The organism is Mycobacterium sp. Panama NTM2 (assembly GCF_054355555.1).
This window is the reverse complement of the sequence record NZ_CM135953.1, coordinates 2,476,140-2,493,094: the sequence shown is the minus strand read 5'-3', so window position 1 is coordinate 2,493,094 and position 16,955 is coordinate 2,476,140. Positions and strand designations below refer to the sequence as shown.

Annotated in this window: 20 protein-coding genes; 5 read left to right on the top strand and 15 right to left on the bottom strand. The window is 70.7% G+C overall.

The genetic code is table 11. The features are described 5' to 3' along the window. Nucleotides 1-17: 17 nt before the first annotated feature. From hisH to hisD, 4 genes are read right to left on the bottom strand one after another with little or no spacing between them, the layout of a single operon-like run. The gene (hisH, locus tag ACXYX3_RS11945) at nucleotides 18-638 is read right to left on the bottom strand and encodes an imidazole glycerol phosphate synthase subunit HisH (protein WP_458611817.1); all 621 of its coding nucleotides are present in this window, start codon (nucleotides 636-638) and stop codon (nucleotides 18-20) included. A gap of 10 nt (nucleotides 639-648) precedes the next feature. Further along, entirely contained in the window at nucleotides 649-1,266 is a 618-nt protein-coding gene (hisB, locus tag ACXYX3_RS11940; protein ID WP_241203652.1) for an imidazoleglycerol-phosphate dehydratase HisB, read from the bottom strand. After that, complete coding sequence (locus ACXYX3_RS11935; protein WP_458611816.1) at nucleotides 1,263-2,369, bottom strand: histidinol-phosphate transaminase; 1,107 nt, start codon at nucleotides 2,367-2,369, stop codon at nucleotides 1,263-1,265. The genes hisB and ACXYX3_RS11935 overlap by 4 nt, the downstream gene beginning before the upstream one ends. Then, on the bottom strand, nucleotides 2,366-3,682 hold the full coding sequence (gene hisD / locus ACXYX3_RS11930; RefSeq protein ID WP_458612059.1) for a histidinol dehydrogenase: 1,317 nt from the start codon (nucleotides 3,680-3,682) through the stop codon (nucleotides 2,366-2,368). Before hisD ends, ACXYX3_RS11935 begins: the two co-directional genes overlap by 4 nt. Nucleotides 3,683-3,745: 63 nt before the next feature. On the opposite strand from hisD, the gene ACXYX3_RS11925 reads away from it, so the two are divergent. After that, nucleotides 3,746-4,171 (top strand): nitroreductase family deazaflavin-dependent oxidoreductase, encoded by a 426-nt coding sequence (locus tag ACXYX3_RS11925; RefSeq protein ID WP_458611815.1) that lies wholly within the window; start codon nucleotides 3,746-3,748, stop codon nucleotides 4,169-4,171. Further along, nucleotides 4,168-4,806, top strand: coding sequence for a LysE family transporter (locus ACXYX3_RS11920; protein WP_241203655.1), 639 nt, complete (start codon nucleotides 4,168-4,170; stop codon nucleotides 4,804-4,806). Before ACXYX3_RS11925 ends, ACXYX3_RS11920 begins: the two co-directional genes overlap by 4 nt. A gap of 3 nt (nucleotides 4,807-4,809) precedes the next feature. Here ACXYX3_RS11920 and ACXYX3_RS11915 read toward each other — a convergent pair whose 3' ends face one another. From ACXYX3_RS11915 to nadA, 4 genes are read right to left on the bottom strand one after another with little or no spacing between them, the layout of a single operon-like run. Further along, nucleotides 4,810-5,259, bottom strand: a complete 450-nt coding sequence (locus ACXYX3_RS11915; protein ID WP_458611814.1) for a hypothetical protein — start codon at nucleotides 5,257-5,259, stop codon at nucleotides 4,810-4,812. Nucleotides 5,260-5,262: 3 nt separating this feature from the next. Beyond that, nucleotides 5,263-6,126 (bottom strand): carboxylating nicotinate-nucleotide diphosphorylase, encoded by an 864-nt coding sequence (gene nadC, locus ACXYX3_RS11910; RefSeq protein ID WP_241203657.1) that lies wholly within the window; start codon nucleotides 6,124-6,126, stop codon nucleotides 5,263-5,265. After that, nucleotides 6,126-7,703 carry an L-aspartate oxidase gene (locus tag ACXYX3_RS11905; protein WP_458611813.1) on the bottom strand — a complete coding sequence of 526 codons (1,578 nt, stop codon included), beginning with the start codon at nucleotides 7,701-7,703 and terminating at the stop codon, nucleotides 6,126-6,128. Before ACXYX3_RS11905 ends, nadC begins: the two co-directional genes overlap by 1 nt. Beyond that, the gene (gene nadA, locus ACXYX3_RS11900; RefSeq protein ID WP_458611812.1) at nucleotides 7,700-8,731 is read right to left on the bottom strand and encodes a quinolinate synthase NadA; all 1,032 of its coding nucleotides are present in this window, start codon (nucleotides 8,729-8,731) and stop codon (nucleotides 7,700-7,702) included. The genes ACXYX3_RS11905 and nadA overlap by 4 nt, the downstream gene beginning before the upstream one ends. Before the next feature lie 47 nt (nucleotides 8,732-8,778). Here nadA and ACXYX3_RS11895 point away from each other — a divergent pair, with 47 nt between their 5' ends. Both ACXYX3_RS11895 and ACXYX3_RS11890 read left to right on the top strand, forming a co-directional pair. Then, on the top strand, nucleotides 8,779-9,456 hold the full coding sequence (locus ACXYX3_RS11895; protein ID WP_458611811.1) for an NUDIX hydrolase: 678 nt from the start codon (nucleotides 8,779-8,781) through the stop codon (nucleotides 9,454-9,456). A gap of 42 nt (nucleotides 9,457-9,498) precedes the next feature. After that, entirely contained in the window at nucleotides 9,499-10,851 is a 1,353-nt protein-coding gene (locus tag ACXYX3_RS11890) for a lipase family protein (protein ID WP_458611810.1), read from the top strand. Here ACXYX3_RS11890 and ACXYX3_RS11885 read toward each other — a convergent pair. From ACXYX3_RS11885 to bioB, 3 genes are read right to left on the bottom strand one after another with little or no spacing between them, the layout of a single operon-like run. Next, nucleotides 10,787-11,413: a DUF2567 domain-containing protein gene (locus tag ACXYX3_RS11885; RefSeq protein WP_458611809.1), complete on the bottom strand. Its 627-nt coding sequence runs from the start codon at nucleotides 11,411-11,413 to the stop codon at nucleotides 10,787-10,789. The genes ACXYX3_RS11890 and ACXYX3_RS11885 overlap by 65 nt on opposite strands. Beyond that, on the bottom strand, nucleotides 11,410-11,637 hold the full coding sequence (gene bsaP / locus ACXYX3_RS11880; RefSeq protein ID WP_241203863.1) for a biotin synthase auxiliary protein BsaP: 228 nt from the start codon (nucleotides 11,635-11,637) through the stop codon (nucleotides 11,410-11,412). Before bsaP ends, ACXYX3_RS11885 begins: the two co-directional genes overlap by 4 nt. Next, nucleotides 11,637-12,632, bottom strand: coding sequence for a biotin synthase BioB (bioB, locus tag ACXYX3_RS11875; protein ID WP_458611807.1), 996 nt, complete (start codon nucleotides 12,630-12,632; stop codon nucleotides 11,637-11,639). The genes bsaP and bioB overlap by 1 nt, the downstream gene beginning before the upstream one ends. A gap of 76 nt (nucleotides 12,633-12,708) precedes the next feature. Here bioB and ACXYX3_RS11870 point away from each other — a divergent pair, with 76 nt between their 5' ends. Next, the gene (locus ACXYX3_RS11870; protein ID WP_458611806.1) at nucleotides 12,709-13,284 is read left to right on the top strand and encodes a TetR/AcrR family transcriptional regulator; all 576 of its coding nucleotides are present in this window, start codon (nucleotides 12,709-12,711) and stop codon (nucleotides 13,282-13,284) included. On the opposite strand, the gene ACXYX3_RS11865 is transcribed toward ACXYX3_RS11870, so the two are convergent. From ACXYX3_RS11865 to ACXYX3_RS11850, 4 genes are read right to left on the bottom strand one after another with little or no spacing between them, the layout of a single operon-like run. After that, nucleotides 13,281-13,802: a 2'-5' RNA ligase family protein gene (locus ACXYX3_RS11865; protein WP_458611805.1), complete on the bottom strand. Its 522-nt coding sequence runs from the start codon at nucleotides 13,800-13,802 to the stop codon at nucleotides 13,281-13,283. The genes ACXYX3_RS11870 and ACXYX3_RS11865 overlap by 4 nt on opposite strands. Continuing rightward, nucleotides 13,802-14,479, bottom strand: coding sequence for a dethiobiotin synthase (gene bioD / locus ACXYX3_RS11860; protein ID WP_241203666.1), 678 nt, complete (start codon nucleotides 14,477-14,479; stop codon nucleotides 13,802-13,804). Before bioD ends, ACXYX3_RS11865 begins: the two co-directional genes overlap by 1 nt. Further along, entirely contained in the window at nucleotides 14,476-15,618 is a 1,143-nt protein-coding gene (locus ACXYX3_RS11855) for an 8-amino-7-oxononanoate synthase (RefSeq protein WP_458611804.1), read from the bottom strand. The genes bioD and ACXYX3_RS11855 overlap by 4 nt, the downstream gene beginning before the upstream one ends. A gap of 35 nt (nucleotides 15,619-15,653) precedes the next feature. After that, a complete protein-coding gene (locus ACXYX3_RS11850; RefSeq protein ID WP_458611803.1) occupies nucleotides 15,654-16,946 on the bottom strand; it encodes an adenosylmethionine--8-amino-7-oxononanoate transaminase in 1,293 nt (430 codons plus the stop codon). Nucleotides 16,947-16,955 lie beyond the last annotated feature (9 nt).

Below are 16,955 nucleotides of genomic sequence, written 5' to 3'. Positions count from 1 at the left end.
CGGTGCATTCACGCCGGTCAACTTAGCGCCCCGATCCAGTTGGACAGCAATTCGGCACCGGCGTCCCCACTCTTCTCCGGGTGGAACTGCGTCGCCGACAACGGGCCCGCCTCGACAGCCGCCAGGAAGGGGACGTGATGGCTGGCCCACGTGAGCACCGCGGCGGGGTCGCCCTCCCACTGCTGGGCGGCATAGGAGTGCACGAAGTAGAAGCGGGTGGCCGGATCGATGCCGCGGAACAGCACACTGTCGGCGGGGGCGTCGACGACGTTCCACCCCATGTGCGGGATCACGGGTGCGTCCAGGCGGACAACCGAACCCGGCCACTGCCCGCAGCCGGCCGTCTCGACCCCGAACTCGACGCCGCGGGAGAACAGGATCTGCATGCCGACGCACACACCGAGTACGGGCCGCCCGGCGGCCACGCGCTCGGCGATGACCTTCTCGCCGCCGACCGCACGCAGTCCCGTCATGCAGGCCTCGAACGCGCCGACCCCCGGCACGACCAGACCGTCGGCTGCCATGGCGGCGCCGTGATCAGAGGTCACCTCGACCTGCGCACCGACCCGCTCGAGTGCCCGCTGAGCCGACCGCAGGTTTCCCGACCCGTAGTCGAGCACCACGAGTTTGCTTGTCACAACATCACTCTCACAAGGTCCCTTTGGTCGACGGCACGCCGCTGACCCGCTCGTCGTACTCGACGGCCTCGCGCAGTGCGCGTGCCACGGCCTTGTACTGCGCTTCGGTGATGTGGTGCGGATCGCGGCCGTACAGCGTGCGCACGTGCAGCGCGATGCGCGCATTGAAGGCCAGTGACTCGAAGACGTGCTTGTTGACCACGGTGTGGTACGGCGCCTGCGATCCCGCGATCGTGAAGCTCACCATGAACTCCGGCTCCCCGGTGTGCACGAAGTACGGCCGGCCCGACACGTCGACCGCGGCGTGCGCCAGCGACTCGTCCATCGGGATGAACGCGTCGCCGAACCGGCGGATACCGCTCTTGTCGCCCAGCGCCTGTCCCAGCGCCTGACCCAGCACGATCGCGGTGTCCTCGATCGTGTGGTGGCCCTCGATCTCGATGTCTCCCACGGCTTTCACCGTCAGGTCGAACCGAGCGTGGCTGCCCAGCGAGGTCAGCATGTGGTCGAAGAACGGTACGCCGGTGTCGATGTTCACCTGACCGGTGCCGTCGAGGTCGAGCTCGACGACGATGTCGGATTCCTTGGTCTTGCGTTCGACCTTGGCGTACCTGTGGGGACGGGTCACTTCACTCCTTGTCGGGCGCTGGCGCTCAGCAGCGCGTCGTTCTCATCGGCGAGGCCGATCGTGGTGCGCAGGTAGCCGGGGATGCCGACGTCGCGGATCAACACCCCGGCGTCCAGATAGGCCCGCCACGTCGCGGCGGCATCGGCGAACTCCCCGAACAGCAGGAAGTTCGCGTCACTGGGGATCACCCGAAAACCCATGTCGGACAGACCATTCGCGACCCGTTCCCGTTCACTGATCAGCGTCGCGACGCTGCCGAGGGTGTCGTCGGCGTGCCGCAACGCGGCCCGGGCGGCGGCCTGGGTCAGCGACGACAGGTGATACGGCAGACGCACCAGCAACATCGCGTCGACGACGGCCGGGGCCGCCACCAGGTAGCCCAGCCGACCACCGGCGAACGCGAACGCCTTGCTCATGGTGCGCGAGACGACGACCCGCGCCGGGTACTCGTCGATCAGCGCGAGCGCGCTGGGCTGCGAGGAGAACTCGCCGTAGGCCTCGTCGACGATCATCACGCCGCCGGCCATCGCGTCGAGCAGCAGCCGCAGGTCGTCGAGCGACACACTCTGCCCCGACGGATTGTTGGGGCTGGTGACGAACACGACGTCGGGGTTGTGCTCCTTGATGGCGGTGGCGGCGACCGCGGCGTCCAGGCCGAAGTCGTCGGCGCGGTGCGCGGCCAGCCACTGTGTCTGGGTGCCGTCGGAGATGATCGGGTGCATCGAGTACGACGGCACGAAACCGATGGCGCTGCGGCCGGGTCCGCCGAACGCCTGCAGGAGCTGTTGCAGGATTTCGTTGGAACCGTTTGCGGCCCACACGTTTTCCACGCCGACCAGGACGCCGGTCTGCGCACTCAGATACGCGGCGAGGTCGGTACGCAACGCCACGGCGTCACGATCGGGGTAGCGGTGCAGCTCGGCGGCGGCCTCGCGTACCGACGCGGCGACGTCGTCGACGAGCGCCTGTGTCGGCGGGTGTGGGTTCTCGTTCGTGTTCAGCCGCACCGGCACCGCGAGCTGCGGCGCCCCGTACGGCGACTTGCCGCGCAGATCCTCGCGCAGCGGCAGCTCCCCGAGCGTGACGTTCTGACCGGGGTTCACCTCTCGAACCTCCGCCGCACCGCTTCCCCGTGGCTGGGCAGGTTCTCTGCATTGGCCAGCGTGATGACATGTCCGGCAACGTCTTTGAGTGCCGCCTCGGTGTAGTCGACGACGTGGATTCCACGCAGGAACGTCTGCACCGACAGCCCGCTGGAGTGCCGGGCACACCCCGCCGTGGGCAGGACGTGGTTGGAGCCGGCGCAGTAGTCACCCAGACTCACCGGGGACCACGCCCCGACGAAGATCGCGCCCGCGGAGCGGACCCGCGCCGCGACGCCCGCCGCGTCGACGGTCTGGATCTCCAGATGCTCGGCAGCGTAGGCGTTGACCACGCGCAGGCCGGCGTCCACGTCGTCGACCAGCACGATCGCCGACTGCTGACCGCCCAGCGCCGTGCTCACCCGCTCGCGGTGCACCGTCGTCTCCAATTGGCGGGTCAGCTCGGCGTCGGCGGCCTCGGCCAGTTCGCTGCTGTCGGTGACCAGCACGCTGGCGGCCATCTCGTCGTGCTCGGCCTGGCTGATCAGATCCGCGGCGACGTGCACCGGGTCGGCGGTGTGGTCGGCCAGGATCGCGATCTCGGTGGGTCCGGCCTCGGAGTCGATGCCGACCCGCGATCGGCAGATCCGTTTGGCGGCGGTGACGTAGATGTTGCCGGGCCCGGTGATCATGTCGACGGGAGCGAGTTCGGCGCCGTCGGTGTCGGTGCCGCCGTAGGCGAGCAGCGCGACGGATTGGGCCCCGCCGACTGCCCACACCTCGTCGACGCCGAGCAGTGCCGCGGCGGCCAGGATCGTCGGGTGCGGGAGACCGCCATGCGCCGCCTGCGGCGGGCTCGCGATCACGAGCGACTCGACGCCGGCCGTCTGCGCCGGCACGACGTTCATCACCACACTCGAGGGATAGACAGCGTTGCCGCCCGGGACATAGAGGCCGACCCGCTCGACGGGCACCCAGCGTTCGGTGACGGTGGCCCCCGGGGCGAGCGTGGTGGTGGTGTCGGTGCGGCGCTGGTCGGCGTGTACGGCGCGAGCGCGCTGGATGGCGACCTCGAGCGCGGTCCGGATGTCGGCGTCGAGTGCATCGAGAGCCGCGGCCAGCGTCTCGCCGGGGACCCGGACCCGGTCCGGCCGCACCCCGTCGAAGGAGGCGCCGTACTCGAGCGCGGCGTCGGCGCCGCGCTCGGCGACCGCGTCGACGATCGGCCGGACCTTGGGCAGCACCGCGTCGACGTCGACGCCACCCCGGGGCAGGGCGGTCCGCAGACGGGCGGCCGACAGCGTCGCGCCACGCAGGTCGATGCGCCGCAGCAGCGGTGGCGATACATTCACGCTGTCTATTGTCCCAGAGCAGCACAAATCAGAATCGGAGGCGTCATGCCGGACCGGCCGAGCAGGAGCAGCCACCCCAACAACGCGCCCGGCGTGCCGATGATCTTCCCGCCGTGGTTCGAAAAGCTGCAGATCAAGTACATCAATCCGCTGCTGCGGCCCCTCTCCCGGCGGATGCCGGGTCTGGCGGTGATCCGCCACCGCGGCCGCACCTCCGGCACCGAGTACGAGACGATCGTCACGCCGTACCGCAAGGGCTCGGTGTTGGCGATCGGGCTGGCGCACGGGAAGACGAACTGGGTCAAGAACGTGCTGGCCGCCGGTGAGGCCGACATCACGATCGGCAGCGAGACGCTTCACCTCGTGCGGCCGCGGGTGCTGCCTGCCGGCACCAGCGACCCGTCGCTGCCCCGGATGGCACAGATGGTCGCCAAACGATCCGGGGTGTTCGTCGCGGACATCGCCTCGTGACATTGCAGATGTGGCTCGCGTTCTTCGGCGCGGCCATTCTGATCGCGATCTCCCCCGGCGCCGGCGCCATCCAATCGATGGCCACGGGCCTGACCCACGGGGTGCGCCGCGGATATTGGAGCATCCTTGGTCTGGAGATCGGGCTGATGCTGCAGCTGACGCTCGTGGCGGTCGGGCTGGGTGCCGCGGTCGCGAACTCGATCCTGGCGTTCACGATCATCAAATGGCTGGGTGTCGCGTACCTGGCTTATCTGGCGTTCCGGCAGTGGCGCAGCGTCGGCGTGGATCTGCGCGCCCAGGTCGATCAGGTGGTCCCCGGCAGCCGCCGGGCGCTGGTCGTCCGCGGCTTCCTGGTCAACGCCACCAACCCGAAGGGCCTGCTGTTCTTCCTCGCGGTGATGCCGCAGTTCGTGGTGCCGACCGCGCCGCTGCTGCCGCAGTACCTCGCGATCGGGATCACGATGGTCGCCGTCGACCTGGTGGTGATGGGGCTCTACACCGGCCTGGCGGTGCGGCTGCTGACGTGGTTGCGGACCCCGCGGCAGCAGACCGTGCTCAACCGCGTGTTCGCCGGCCTGTTCGCCGCCGCCGCGGTGGTGCTCTCGCTGCTGCGGCGCGGGCCGATGCCGGCCTGAACCTCAGCGACAGCGGTTGCTGACTGCCGCGCTGGTCGACTCCGCTGACTCCAGCCGCTTGGCCTGCGCCGGATCGGTGTTCGGCACGCCCGCCGTGGCGGCTGCACCGATGTCGAGCAGCGCGTCCGCGAAGGTGTGAACGGCCTCGGCGAGGTCCTCTGGCGTAGCAGGGTCCAGCCGCGCCAGCAGGTACAAACCACCGTCGGACAAAGCCAGGCGGGCGTTGGCGGCGGCCGCGAGCGACCCACTGATGTCGCCGGGTGCGGTCACGTTCGTGTTGGTGGCGACGCCGGTGCGCACGGTGTCGAACGCCGTGCAGATCCGCGCCGTCGCCGCGGAGCGCTGCGCGTCGGTGTAGTCGGGACCGCGGTCGAGCGTGCGCACCAGCGCCGCCGCCGACAGACCCGTCGACAGCAACGCCACGGCGAGCGCCAGGGATGGTGAGACGCGCATCGGCTACAGATCCAGGCCGAGGTCGAGCACCCGCACAGAATGCGTGAGCGCGCCGACGGCCAGGTAGTCGACGCCGGTACCCGCGTAGTCGGCCGCGGACTCCAACGACAACCCGCCCGAGGATTCCAGCATCGTGTGCGGCGATCGGGTGGCCCGGCGCTGCACCGCGATCTGCGTCTGCCACACCGGGAAGTTGTCCAGCAGCACCAGCTCGACGCCCTCGGCCAGCACATCGTCGAGCTGCTCGAGCGAATCGACCTCGACCTCGCACGGCAGATCGGGCGCGACCTCGCGGACTCTGCGCAGCGCCTCCACCACCGAGCCCGCGGCGGCCACGTGGTTGTCCTTGATCAACGCCGCGTCACCGAGCCCCATGCGGTGGTTGACGCCGCCGCCGACGCGCACGGCGTACTTCTGCAGCGCTCGCATCCCGGGAAGTGTCTTGCGGGTGTCGCGGATCCGGGCCTGGGTGCCCGCCACCGCATCCACCCAGGCCGCGGTCGCCGTGGCGATGCCGGACAGATGGCAGAGCAGGTTGAGCATGGTGCGCTCGGCGGTGAGCAGCCCCCGTGTCGGACCCTCGACCACAAGAGCAGCATCGCCCGGCTGTAGGCGTGCGCCGTCGGGCACCTGCTCGATGACCCGGTATCCCCCGGCGCCGAGCACCTCGTCGAACACGATCAGTGCGAGGTCACCGCCGGCGATGACGCCCGGTTCCCGCGCCACCACCGCGGCCGTCGTGACGGCGTCGTCGGCGACTGTGGCCAGCGTCGTGACGTCGGGGCCGTAGCGCAGATCCTCGTCGAGGGCGCGGGAGACGATCGAGCGGGCCTCGGCCTCCTCACCGGCCGCGAGTACCGCGGCCATCACCGGCAGCCTGACGCGACAGGACCGCACACGATGCTGACCGCCTGGGCGGGATCGGTGTCGGGGTGATCGCTGCGGTGGTGGCAGTCACGGGTCTCGGTGCGCGCCCGGGCCGCCGCGCCCATGACACCGGCCACCGCGGTCAGCGCGGCGTCTTCGAACATGCGGCGCGAGGCGATCATTCGCGGCTCTGCTGTGTCGAGCTGCGCCCCCAACCGGCCCAGCCCGTCGTCGTCGCGGACGACGGAGGCATACCTGCTCATCGCCTCCTGCAAGGCGGGCCGCGCGAGCACCGGCCGCAGCGAGGGGTCCGCGACCACGACCCGGGGCGGCCCGGCCACCTCGGCGTGCTCTGCAGCGGCGACGCCGGCGCGCCCGCCGACGACCAGGCCTTCGAGCAGACTGTTCGACGCGAGGCGGTTCGCGCCGTGCATGCCGGTGCGCGCCACTTCCCCGGCGGCGAACAACCCGTCGATCGCGGTGCGCCCGTGCACGTCGGTGACGACTCCGCCGCAGCTGTAGTGAGCGCCGGGAACCACCGGAATCGGTTGCCGCGCAAGGTCGATACCCGCGGCGCGGCATGCGGCCGTGACGGTGGGGAACCGGCGCGCCACGCCGGCCACCTTTCGGGCGTCGAGGTAGACACACGCATCACCGGAGGCCGCCAGGCGTGCCTCGATGGCCGCTGCCACGACGTCGCGCGGGGCCAGATCACCCATCGGGTGCACCCCGGCCGTCACCGGATCGCCGTGCCGATCGATCAGTGTCGCACCCTCGCCGCGCAGCGCCTCGGTGATCAACGGGCGTCGGCCGGCAACCGAGCCGGTGTAGAGCATCGTCGGATGGAACTGGACGAACTCCACGTCGGAGACCGGCACCCCGGCCCAGATCGCCAGCGCGACACCGTCTCCCGTGGAGCCTTCCGGGTTGGTGGTGGCCCGGTAGAGGTGCCCGACCCCGCCGGTGGCGAGGATGACCGACGGCGCGTAGATGGCGCCGGGGCCGTCGTCGCTGAGGACCGAGACCCCGGCGACGGCGCCGCCGTCGATCAGCAGTTCGAGCGCGACGTGGTTGCGGCGGATGTCGAGCGAGGCTCCGGCGTGGTCCAGCGCGCGCTGCACCTCGGCACCCGTGGCGTCACCCCCGGCGTGGATGATGCGCCGCCGTGTGTGCCCGCCCTCTCGGGTCAGTGCCCACCGACCCGGCGCCGACTCGTCGAAACGGGCTCCTGCACCGATCAATTCGGACACTGCGCGGGCACCGTCGGCCACGATCGAGCGCACCGCGGCGGGGTCGCACAGCCCGGCGCCCGCGGCGAGTGTGTCAGCCACGTGCGCATCGACGGAGTCGTCGGGACCCCTGATGCCATCGGGCAGCACGACGGCGATCCCGCCCTGGGCGTAGAACGTGGCGGTCTCGGCCGCCTTGCTCAGCAGGATCACGGAGCGGCCGCGCCGCTTCGCGGCCAACGCCGCAGCCAGACCGGCGACCCCGGTCCCGACGACGACGACGTCGGCCCGCAGGCGCCAGCCGCCCGAGCCGCCGCAGCCCGGGCTGATCCCGGTGCCGGCGGTCATTCCCCGCCGCCGGGCTGCCCGATCTCGATCATCCGCGTGACGCTGGCTCGCGCCCGCGCGGCGGTGTCGGGATCGACATGCACTTCGTCGGCACCCTCGACCAGGCAGCGCAGCATGGCCGCGGGAGTGATCATCTTCATGTACCGGCAGGATGCGCGGTCGTTGACGGCCTGGAAGTCGACATCGGGTGCGGCACGGCGCAACTGGTGCAGCATGCCGATCTCGGTGGCGACCAGGACCTGCCGTGCGCCGGTCTCGCGCGCGGCGTCGAGCATCCCGCCGGTGGACAGGATCTTCACCCGGTCGACCGGATAGGCCCCTTCGCCTGCGAGGTAGAGAGCCGATGTGGCGCAGCCACACTCGGGGTGCACGAACAGTTCGGCGTCGGGGTGCGTGCGCGCCTGCTCGGCGAGCTCGTCACCGTTGATGCCTGCGTGCACGTGGCATTCGCCGGCCCAGACGTGCAGGTTCTGTCGGCCGGTCATGCGCCGCACGTGGGCGCCGAGGAACTGATCCGGGCAGAACAGCACCTCCCGGTCGGCGGGGATCGAAGCGACCACCTCGACCGCGTTCGACGACGTGCAGCAGATGTCGGTCTCGGCCTTCACCGCGGCCGTGGTGTTGACGTAGGAGACGACGACCGCGCCGGGGTGCTCGGCTTTCCAGGCCCGCAGTTCGTCGGCGGTGATGGAGTCCGCGAGCGAGCAGCCGGCCCGCTGATCGGGGATGAGCACCGTCTTGTCCGGCGACAGGATCTTGGCCGTCTCGGCCATGAAGTGGACGCCGGCGAACACGATCGTGTCCTCGGGCGCCTCGGCGGCGATGCGCGAGAGGGCCAGCGAATCCCCGACATGGTCGGCGACGTCCTGTATCGCGGGCAGCTGGTAGTTGTGGGCCAGCAGCGTGGCGCCGCGAAGGTCGAGCAGTCGCCGCACCTCGGTGGCCCAGGCGGCGTCACCGTCGACGCCGGTGTAACCGTCGGGACCGTCGACGATGCGGTCGGCACTGTCGGTTGCGAGCACGGTCATCGCCGTCTCCTTACCTCGATCGAGGTTTTCGACTTACAATCGAAAACATGCCACATCGTAGCACCCAGCACGAAGTCCTGGCCGTGGTGTTTCAGGTTCGCGACAACACGCTGCACGTGCTGCTCTGGCAGCGCGCGCTGGACCCGCAACGCGACCGCTGGGCGCTCCCCGGCGGTCGCCTCGGCCACGACGAGACCCTGACCGACTCGGTGCGCCGCCAGCTCGCGGAGAAGGTCGATTTGCGGGAACTCGCCCATCTCGAGCAGTTGGCCGTGTTCTCCGAACCGGATCGGGTGCCCGGCGAGCGCACCATTGCCTCGACCTTCCTGGGCCTGGTGCCCTCCCCCGCAACCCCCGAACTGCCGCCCGACACCCGCTGGCACCCGGTCGGCGACCTGCCCCCGATGGCCTTCGACCACGGCCCGATGGTCGACCACGCACGCACCCGACTGGTCGCGAAGCTCTCCTACACGAACATCGGATTCGCGCTTGCACCAGACGAATTCGCGCTCTCGACGCTGCGTGACATCTACAGCGCTGCCCTCGGGCACCCGGTCGACGCGACCAACCTGCAGCGCGTCCTCGAGCGTCGCCACGTGATCACACGGACCGGCACCACAGCGCGCTCGGGACGCAGCGGGGGGCGCCCGGCGGCGCTGTACCGGTTCGCCGACGCCCGCTATCGCGTCACCGACGAATTCGCTGCATTGCGACCGCCCGGGTGAGTCGGCTGGCTTCTTAACGCATTCTTAAGTAAGAATGCCTGGATGGACGTGGGCAGCGCGGCGCGGGCGGCAGGGGCCGAGTGGATCGGTCAACCACACCACGAGGCGCTCCGCCCCAGGCAGCGCCCGGTGTTGCCGTCCGAGGACGCCTTCTACGAACCGCCCGAGGGTTACGAGCACGCCCGCCCCGGCACGGTGCTGCGCTCCCGCGAGGTCGAGCTCGCCTTTCTCGGTCTGGTGCCGCAGAAGTTCAGCGCCGTCCAGCTGCTCTACCGCACCACCGACTTCCAGGGCGATCCGCAGGCCGGCGTCACGACGGTGCTGATCCCGACCGAGCGCGATCCTGAGCGGCCGCTTCCGGTGATGTCCTACCAGTGCGCCATCGACGCGGTGTCCAGCCGCTGTTTCCCCTCCTACGCGATGCGCCGCGGCGCCAAGGCCGTCGGCGCCTTCGCCCAGTTCGAGTTCTTGCTGATCGCCGCCGCACTGGCCGAAGGATGGGCGGTGTCGGTACCTGATCACGAGGGCTCGACCGGGATGTGGGGCGCCCCCTACGAGCCCGGCTACCACATCCTCGACGGCATCCGGGCCGCGCTCAACCACCCGGCGTTCCGGCTGGCCGCCGACTCCCCGGTGGGACTGTGGGGGTACTCCGGCGGCGGGCTCGCCTCGGCCTGGGCCGCGGAGGTGCAAGCCGCCTACGCGCCCGAACTCAACGTCGTCGGCGCGGTCCTCGGCTCTCCGGTGGGCGACCTCGGGCACACGTTCCGGCGCCTCAACGGCAGCATCTACTCGGGCCTGCCCGCCCTGGTGGTCGCCGCGCTGAGCCACATCTACCCGGACCTGGACCGCATCATCTCCGAGCACGCCACCCCCGAGGGCAGGAAACTGCTCGACCGCATCCAGACGATGACGACCGCGCAGGCGATGGTGACCTGCGCCGGCCGCGACATGGCCGACATGATCGACCGGCCGCTCGAGGAGATCCTGCTCAGCCCCGAGGTGCAGCACGTGTTCGACAGCATCAAGCTGGGCACCGCGGCGCCGTCGGTCCCGGTGCTGATCGTGCAGGCCGTCCACGACCGCATCATCTCGGTCGACGACATCGACGAACTGGCCCACACCTATGTGCGCGGCGGCGCCCGCGTCACCTACCACCGCGACCTGTTCAGCGAGCACCTTCTGCTGCACCCGATGTCCGCGCCGATGACGCTGCGCTGGCTGCGCGACCGGTTCGCGGGACGGCCGCTGCGCGAGAACATCAAGCGCACCAAGTGGCCGACGTTGCTGAACCCGTCGACCTACCGCGGCATGTTCACGCTGGGCAAGATCACGGTGAAGGTGCTGACGGGGCGACAGGTGGAACGTCAGCCGCTGTCGCGGTTCGACCGGTAGCAGGGTCTCTGGGCGGCCAGCCGCCGAGATCGTCACGGGTGGTCGACACCGCGCCCAGCACGTACACCATCGCCGCGACCGCGGCGGGAAACAGCAGTGTCAGCGCCACCTGCAGCGGCGTGTGGCCGAAGAACACCGATGGCGCCTCGACGACGTAGCTCACCCGGTTCTGTTCGGTGACGTCGACGGCGGCGATGTCGAGATGCCCGTATCGCAGCCGCGCGAGCCCCGCCCCGGACCCGGCCGCGGCGGCCGACGCCACGATCGAACCCACGCAGAGCGCCGCCATCATCACCGGTCCGCGCTGCGCGCGCCACTGCCACACCGCTACCGCGGCAATCACGGCGAGGACCGAGAGGAAACCGACCATCAGGAACGCCGCGGTGAAGAAGTGATCGCCCTCGTTGCCGAGATAGGCCTTGACCCGGTCGTTGCTGCGGGTCAGCGCGACGACGCCGTGGATCGGCGGCGCCAGCCACGCCCACAGCGCTCCACACAGTGCGCCGGCGACCGCGAGCCCGACGACGACCCGCAGAACGGCGTTCACCCGCGACCCGGTCACCTGTACTGCTCCAGATCCTTCGAATCCACCTGACCGTGCCGGGAACAGGTGGCCCACCAGCCGTCCGGACGGACCTGCACGACCATCCGCCTGCCGCAGTCGGCGCAGAACCGCGGCGGCTCCAGACCGAGCGCAGCCGCGGTGGGCACCGTCGACCCCGCGGGTTCGCCGGTGTAGACGTTGTAGATCCCGGCGCCGACCGGCGCGGGCAGCTCGTGCACCATCACAGGCTGGCGTTGAGTGCCTTGATCGGCATCTGCAGATCCTCGAGCAGTTCGAGGTCGGCTTCGGCGGGCCGGCCCAGCGTGGTCAGGTAGTTGCCGACGATCACGGCGTTGATGCCGCCGAGAATGCCCTTCTTGGCACCGAGGTCGCCGAGCGTGATCTCCCGGCCGCCGGCGAAGCGCAACATGGTCCGGGGCAGTGCGAGCCGGAACGCGGCGACGGCCTTGAGTGCCTCGGCCGCGGGCAGCACATCGAGCTCGCCGAACGGGGTGCCGGGGCGGGGGTTGAGGAAGTTCAGCGGAACCTCGTGCGGGTCCAACTCGGCCAGATTGGCCGCGAACTCGGCGCGTTGCTCGAGCGTCTCCCCCATCCCGAGGATGCCGCCGCAGCACACCTCCATGCCGGCCTCACGCACCATCTGCAGTGTCTCCCAGCGCTCCTCCCAGGTGTGGGTGGTCACCACATTCGTGAAGAACGACTGCGCGGTCTCGAGGTTGTGGTTGTAGCGGTGCACACCCATGTCCCGCAGGCGGTCCACCTGCTCCTGGGTGAGCATGCCCAGCGAGCAGGCGATCTGGATGTCCACCTCGTTGCGGATCGCTTCGATGCCCGCGGCCACCTGGGCCAGGAGCCGCTCGTCGGGTCCGCGGACGGCGGCCACGATGCAGAACTCGGTGGCACCGGTCTTGGCGGTCTGTTTGGCGGCCTCCACCAAACTCGGCACGTCGAGCCAGGCGCTGCGCACCGGAGAGGCGAAAAGTCCTGACTGCGAACAGAAGTGGCAATCCTCGGGGCAGCCGCCGGTCTTGAGGCTGATGATGCCCTCGACCTCGACGTCGGGGCCGCAATGCGCCATCCGGACCTCGTGGGCCAGCGCGAGCAGGTCATCGAGGCGATCATCGGGCAGCTGCAGCACCTGCAGCGTCTGGTCCTGGTCGAGGCCGACACCCCGCTCGAGCACCTGTTCGCGTGCCACCGCCAGAATGTCGCTCATCGATACCTCTTCTCTCCGCTGTTGAACACCGTCGGCGGAGCCGACAATTGAACGGTGTTCAGGTTAGGGTACTGGCGTGCAGCTCCACAAACGCGACGTGGTCGCCGCGGCGACGTCGCTGCTCGACGACTACGGCCTGGCCGACCTGTCGATGCGACGGCTCGCTCGGGAGCTCGAGGTGTCACCGGGCGCGCTCTACTGGCACTTCGCGAACAAGCAGCAACTGCTCGGAGCGGTCGCCGACCACGTTCTGGCGCCGGTGACGGGGCCCGCGGGTGACTGGCACACCCGCGTGGTGACGCTGTGCCGTCAGGTGCGCGATGCGCTGCTGTCCCACACCGACGGTGCCGAGCTGGTCTCGGCGAGCTTCGCCGCCGGGCAGTCCGCGGTCATGACCGACGTGGTGGGTCACTTGACCGACGCCGCCGTCCAGGCCGGCGTGCCGGCGGCCAACGCCGAGCTGACCGCCCGCACCCTCGTCTATTACGTCCTGGGTTTCACCGTCGACGAGCAGTCGCGCCGGCAGTGGGACGCGGCCGGCGCGGACCTGCCCGACGCGTCGTTGCTGGCCGACGATCAGGACACCCGGTTCGACTTCGGGGTGCGACTGCTGATCGACGGCATCCTGGCACGCCGCGAACAGCCCGTCTAGATCCAGTGCTCCTGTTTGGCGTCGCCGTCCCAGTGCCGTAGTGCGGTGATCTCGCCCTCGATGTCGCGGGCGATGTCGGGTACCGCCAGCGCGAGCGGCACGAGATCGGGCCGGATCCGGCGACCGAGCGTGACATGCGGCGTCCACCGGCCCGGGTCGGCATGTGGCAGAACGCCTTTGGCCATGTGTGGCCGGCAGGTGGCGTGGACAGCGGTGTGCAGGGCGAGCAGGTCGGCCGACGGCACGACCAGGCGCACCAGCGTGACGGTGCGTCCGCCCCCGAAGAGCATGGGCGCGCCGATCACGCAGGGCAGGGGCAACAGCTCGAGGAGTGGTTGCAGCGCCTGGTCGACGGCGTCATCGATCAGCTCGGTGACCGTGATCGTCAGGTGCGGCCGGTTACTCGGGGCGGTGTGCCCGGCCTGGCTCGGCACGCCGGCGACGGCCAGGCCGTCCCACAGCCCCCGCACCGACGCCTCGGTGCCGGCATCGAACAGTGCCTCGACCGAGTGCACCACTAGCGCAGCCCGGCGACCCACGCCGGGTCGAACGCCCGGGCACTGATCTGCGCGAAGTCGGAGGCACCGAGCGTGCCGAGGCCCGCGGGCAGCGCCGCCCGCACCGGAGCCAACCGCGCCAGCGCGTCCCGGTTGTCGATCTCGGCGACGCCGGGCTGCGCCGGCCAGGAACCGATGACCAAACCCGCACACGGGATGTTGCGTGCAGCAAGCGCTTCCAGCGTCAGCGCCGTGTGATTGAGGGTCCCCAGCCCCGCTGCCACCACGATCAGCACCGGCGCAGCGAGCTCGGCGGCCAGATCCCGCAGCGTCACCCCGCCGGCACCCAGCTCCACGAGCAGCCCGCCGGCACCCTCCACCAGGGTCAGCCGGTCGGGGGCATCCGCGCGCCGCACCAGGTCGACGAGTTCGGCACCCGTGGGCAGCGCGGCACCGGCCCGCTGTGCCGCAGCCACCGGCGCCAGCGGCTCGGGGTACCGCCACCCTGCGAACAGCTGCGTCACCCCGGCCTGCCTGCCGATCTCGGCCAGATCGTCGTCACCGTCGTCGGTGCCGGTCTGCACGGGCTTGCACACCGCCACGTCGTGACCGGCGAGCCGGACGTGGCAGGCGAGCGCCGCGGTCGCGATGGTCTTGCCGACCCCGGTCCCGGTGCCGGTGATGACGAGCACGCTCATCGCGCCGCCAAGACATCGGTCAGCACCCGGCGGGCCAGGGCCATCTCGTGCTCGGACAGCGACGCCCGCGCGGTCAGCCGCAGCCGCGAGGTACCGGCAGGCACGCTCGGCGGCCGGAAGCAGCCGACCCGCACACCCTGCTCGAGGCACGCCGTGGCCGCCGCCAACGCCACCTCCGGTTCGCCGAGGATCACCGAGACGACGGCCGAGGTCGGCACCTCGGCCACATCGCAGATCTCGGCCAGCGCCGCGGCGTGGTCGAGCACGCGGCGAGCCCGCCAGGGCTCGTCGATCAGCACGCCGAGAGCCGCATGCGCCGCGCCGACGGCGGCGGGCGCCAGTCCGGTGTCGAAGATGAACGGTCGCGCGGCGTCCACCAGATGCTCACGCACCGCGGCCGGGCCGAGGACCGCACCGCCCTGGCTGCCCAGCGCCTTGGACAGCGTCGTCGTCATCACCACATCGGGCGCTCCGGCCAACCCGACCTCGTGCAGCAGGCCGCGGCCACCTTCCCCGCGCACCCCGAGCCCGTGTGCCTCGTCGACGATCAGCAGCGCGCCGTGGGCGCGGCACGCGTCGTGCAGCGCGGTCAGCGGGGCCAGCACACCGTCGGCGGAGAACACCGAGTCGGTGATCACGACCGCCCGGGCCTCCGCACGTCCGGCGAGTGCGGACTCGACGGCGGCGACGTCGCCGTGCGGGGTGACGACCACCCGGGCCCGGGACAGGCGGCAGGCGTCCACCAGTGAGGCGTGGGTCAGCGCATCCGACACCAGAAGCGTGCCCGGGCCCGAAAGAGCGACCACCGCACCGAGATTGGCGGTGTAGCCGGACGAGAAGACCAGCGCGGACTCCGCGCCCACGAACGCGGCGAGATCGCGCTCGAAGGCTTCGTGGAGCTCGGTGTTGCCGGTGACCAGCCGGGACCCCGTGGCGCCCGCACCCCAGGTGCGCAGCGCAGCCACACCGCCGTCGAGCACCCGGGGGTGCTGGGCGAGGCCGAGGTAATCGTTGGAGGCCAGGTCGAGCTCGGCGACGACGGGCGGGCGGGCGCGCAGCGTGCGACGCAGGCCGGCGTCGCGCCGCTGGGTCGCGACATCGTCGAGCCAGGCCAGGGGATCCAGACCCACGCGTGTCACGGGCACTCCTCCTGACGGGGCTACTTGAACACCGTTCAGGTTAGTGCACGCGCGACCTCGATCATCGCGGTGGTGATCTGGTCGATCTCGCCGGCGGTGCAGATGTAGGGAGGCATCACGTAGACCAGATTCCGGAACGGCCGCAGCCACACCCCGTGCTCGACGGCCACCGGTGTCGCGACGCGCAGATCGACGTCGCGGTCGAGTTCCAGCACACCGATCGCACCCACCACCCGTACGTCGACCACGTTCGGCAGCTCGGCCGCGGGCGCCAGACCGGATCGCAACCCCGCCTCGATGCCCCGCACCTGGGCCCGCCAGTCGCCGGTGCCCAGCAACTCCAGGGACGCGACGCTGACGGCGCAGGCCAGCGCGTTGGCCATGAACGTCGGGCCGTGCATCAGCGCCCCGGGCGGACGTTCACTGATCGTCTGCGCCACCTCGCGGGTGCACAGCGTCGCCGCGAGCGTCAGGTAGCCGCCGGTCAGGGCCTTGCCCACGCACATGATGTCGGGGCTGACCCCGGCGTGGTCGGCCGCGAACAATGCGCCGGTGCGGCCGAACCCGGTGGCGATCTCGTCGAAGATCAGCAGCACATCGTGCTCGTCGCAGATGCGGCGCAGGTCGGCCACGTAGCGCGGGTCGTGGAATCGCATGCCGCCCGCGCCCTGCACGACGGGTTCGACGATCACCGCGGCGAGTTCGTCGGCGTGGCGGGCGAGCTGCTCGGCGAAGGCTGCGCTGTAGGCGGGGTCGTACTCGCGCGGCACCGCCGGCGCGAAGACCTGGTCGGCGAGCAGGGAGTGCGCCCCGGTCCACAACGTGTGCATGCCGCCGTCGGGATCGCAGACGCTCATCGGGGTGAACGTGTCGCCGTGGTAGCCGCCGCGCCAGGTCATCAGCCGGCTCTTGCCGGGGCGATCGCTGCTGCGCCAGTACTGCAGCGCCATCTTCACGGCGACCTCCACCGACACCGAGCCCGAATCGCTGTAGAACACGGTCTCCAGCCCTGCCGGACTCATCTCGACGAGCAGCCGCGCCAGTCGGGCCGCCGGCTCGTGGGTCAGGCCGCCGAACATGACGTGGTTCATCGTTGCGAGTTGACGGGTCAGCGCGGCGTCCAGGGCGGGGTGGCCGTGGCCGTGCACCGCGGTCCACCACGAGGCCATCGCATCGAGCACCTCGACCGGACGGCCGCCGCGGTCGAGCGTGAGCCAGGCACCCCGCGCCGCCGTCGCCACCATCGGCGTCATCGCATCGGCGCCGATCGGGCTGTACGGATGCCAGATGTGAGCCGCGTCGACGGCGCTGATCTCGATAGGCGTCATCGCAGGCAC

Coding starts and splice junctions, on each gene's coding strand:
- ACXYX3_RS11925 (WP_458611815.1), top strand. CDS start 3,746: ATGCCGGACCGGCCGAGCAGGAGCAGCCACCCCAACAACGCGCCCGGC.
- ACXYX3_RS11915 (WP_458611814.1), bottom strand. CDS start 5,259: ATGCGCGTCTCACCATCCCTGGCGCTCGCCGTGGCGTTGCTGTCGACG.
- nadC (WP_241203657.1), bottom strand. CDS start 6,126: ATGGCCGCGGTACTCGCGGCCGGTGAGGAGGCCGAGGCCCGCTCGATC.
- ACXYX3_RS11905 (WP_458611813.1), bottom strand. CDS start 7,703: ATGACCGCCGGCACCGGGATCAGCCCGGGCTGCGGCGGCTCGGGCGGC.
- nadA (WP_458611812.1), bottom strand. CDS start 8,731: ATGACCGTGCTCGCAACCGACAGTGCCGACCGCATCGTCGACGGTCCC.
- ACXYX3_RS11895 (WP_458611811.1), top strand. CDS start 8,779: ATGCCACATCGTAGCACCCAGCACGAAGTCCTGGCCGTGGTGTTTCAG.
- ACXYX3_RS11890 (WP_458611810.1), top strand. CDS start 9,499: ATGGACGTGGGCAGCGCGGCGCGGGCGGCAGGGGCCGAGTGGATCGGT.
- bsaP (WP_241203863.1), bottom strand. CDS start 11,637: ATGGTGCACGAGCTGCCCGCGCCGGTCGGCGCCGGGATCTACAACGTC.
- bioB (WP_458611807.1), bottom strand. CDS start 12,632: ATGAGCGACATTCTGGCGGTGGCACGCGAACAGGTGCTCGAGCGGGGT.
- bioD (WP_241203666.1), bottom strand. CDS start 14,479: ATGAGCGTGCTCGTCATCACCGGCACCGGGACCGGGGTCGGCAAGACC.
- ACXYX3_RS11850 (WP_458611803.1), bottom strand. CDS start 16,946: ATGACGCCTATCGAGATCAGCGCCGTCGACGCGGCTCACATCTGGCAT.